Source organism: Limnohabitans sp., assembly GCF_046052765.1.
GTDB lineage: Bacteria > Pseudomonadota > Gammaproteobacteria > Burkholderiales > Burkholderiaceae_C > Limnohabitans.
On record NZ_JAVLFQ010000062.1, the window covers coordinates 1 to 2,336 of the forward strand.

1 protein-coding gene is annotated in these 2,336 nt (G+C 57.4%); it reads right to left on the reverse strand.

The window, feature by feature from the left end:
* The coding region (locus AC9UG7_RS08600) for an indolepyruvate ferredoxin oxidoreductase family protein (RefSeq protein WP_509586587.1) at positions 1 to 2,270 on the reverse strand (2,270 nt) is incomplete at its 3' end.
* Between the last annotated feature and the right edge of the window lie 66 nt (positions 2,271 to 2,336).

Below are 2,336 nucleotides of genomic sequence, written 5' to 3' on the forward strand. Positions count from 1 at the left end.
GTCAGCGAAGGCAGTTCTGGCTCCGGCAATTCGCCGAGTTGCGCCGGATCACGGCGGTTACCGGCTTTGTTTTTCTTGCGCAACTGGCCGCCTTCGACAGTCACAAAACTGGGGCAAAAACCTTTGACGCAACTTTGGTCTTTGTTGCAAGTGCTTTGGTTGATGCTGCGCTTGCGCCCGTGGTCGGTTTCCAGTGGCTCCACGCTCAAGCAATTGCTTTGCGAACTGCAATCCCCGCAGCCTTCGCACACGGCTTCGTTGATGACCACGCGTACCGCAGGATCGACCATGGTGCCGCGCTTGCGGCGACGGCGTTTTTCAGTGGCACAGGTCTGGTCGTAAATAATGACGGTGCAGCCTTTGATTTCTCGCATGCTGCGTTGCACCTGGTCCAAATCGTCCCGGTGTTCGATGGCCACACCTTCTGGCAAACCCAGCAAAGTGCCGGGCACACCGTTTTGACCAACCGGCTCGTATTTCTCCGGTTCGTCGGTGACGATAACAATGCGTTTGGCGCCTTCTGCGCGCATGCTTTGCGCTATTTGTATGACGCTATGACCTTCGGCACGTTCGCCGATCGGCTGGCCACCGGTCATGGCGACCGCGTCGTTGTACAAAATTTTGTAAGTGATGTTCACACCGGCAGCAACGCTTTGACGCACCGCCAATATGCCGCTGTGGAAATAGGTGCCGTCGCCGATATTGGCAAATATGTGCTGGTCATTGCTGAACGGCTGCTGGCCCACCCAAGGCACGCCCTCGCCGCCCATTTGCGTGAAACCAGTGGTGCTGCGGTCCATCCACAATGACATGAAATGGCAACCGATACCGGCCATGGCGCGCGAACCTTCGGGCACCTTGGTGGAAGTATTGTGCGGACAGCCTGAGCAAAACCAGGGTTGTCTATCGGCTTTGACTTCCAGCACCTGCATGGCGTTGTTTTTGGCTTCCAGCACAGCGAGTTGCGCATCGATGCGCGCCGTGGTGTCTGCGTCCAGACCCATTTTTTTCAAACGCTTGGCAATCGCTTGCGCGATCAACGCAGGCGACAAATCGGCGTTAGAGCGCAAGAGGGTGTGGCTGATCGGGTTAGGTGTGGACCACTCGCCGCCACTGTCACCTTCCACCTGGTCAAACTTACCCAACACGCGCGGGCGCTTGGCATCCGGCCAGTTGTACAGCTCTTCTTTCAATTGGTATTCGATGAGTTGGCGTTTTTCTTCCACCACCACAATCTCTTGCAAACCTTCGGCAAATTCGCGCGTGCTTTGCGGCTCTAAGGGCCAGACCACGCCGACCTTGTGCACGCGGATACCTAGTCGCTTGCAGGTGTGGTCATCCAAGCCCAAATCCAGCAGTGCTTGGCGTGTGTCGTTGTAGGCCTTGCCGCTGGCAATCAAACCGAAGCGGTCGTGCGGGCCGCGAATCACGGTGTGGTTCAAACGGTTGGCGCGTATATAAGCCAGCGCCGCATACCATTTGTAATTGAACAGCCGCGCTTCTTGCGACAGCGCATCATCCGGCCAGCGGATGTGCAAACCACCAGGCGGCATATCGAATTCGGGGATGACAATTTGCAAACCTTGCGGGTCAATGTCTACCGTGGCGCTGGATTCGACAATTTCCTGGATGGTTTTCATGCCTGCCCAAACGCCGGAGAAACGGCTCATTGCAAAACCATGCAACCCAAAGTCCAGCACCTCTTGCACAGACGCAGGGAAAAACACGGGCAGGCCGCAGGCTTTGAAAATATGGTCGCTTTGGTGCGCCGCCGTGCTGCTTTTGGAGACATGGTCGTCGCCAGCGATGGCCAGCACGCCGCCCCAAGCCGTGGTACCCGCCATGTTGCCGTGTTTGAACACGTCAGACGTGCGGTCTACGCCCGGGCCTTTGCCGTACCAAATACCGAACACGCCGTCGAATTTGTTGTTGCCGGGCGGCGCAAAACCGAGTTGCTGCGTGCCCCACAAAGCGGTGGCGGCCAGTTCTTCATTCACACCGGGCTGGAACACGATGTGTTGCGCTTGCAAATGCTTGCGTGCGCTCCACAATGCCTGGTCGTAATTGCCCAAAGGCGAGCCCCGGTAACCGCTGATGAAACCTGCTGTGTTTTTACCGGCCAATTGGTCGCGTTGGCGTTGCAGCATGGGCAAACGCACCAGCGCCTGCACCCCGCTCATGAATGCACGGCCTTGTTCGAGTGCGTATTTGTCGTCCAGCTGGACGGTTTCCAAGGCTTTGCGTATGTGTTCCGGCAGGGGCGCGTTCATGCTTACTCCAACTTATGTCAGTGATCGGTCAGTTTAGCCGTTCGCCGCCACCGGCGTCAGTCGGGC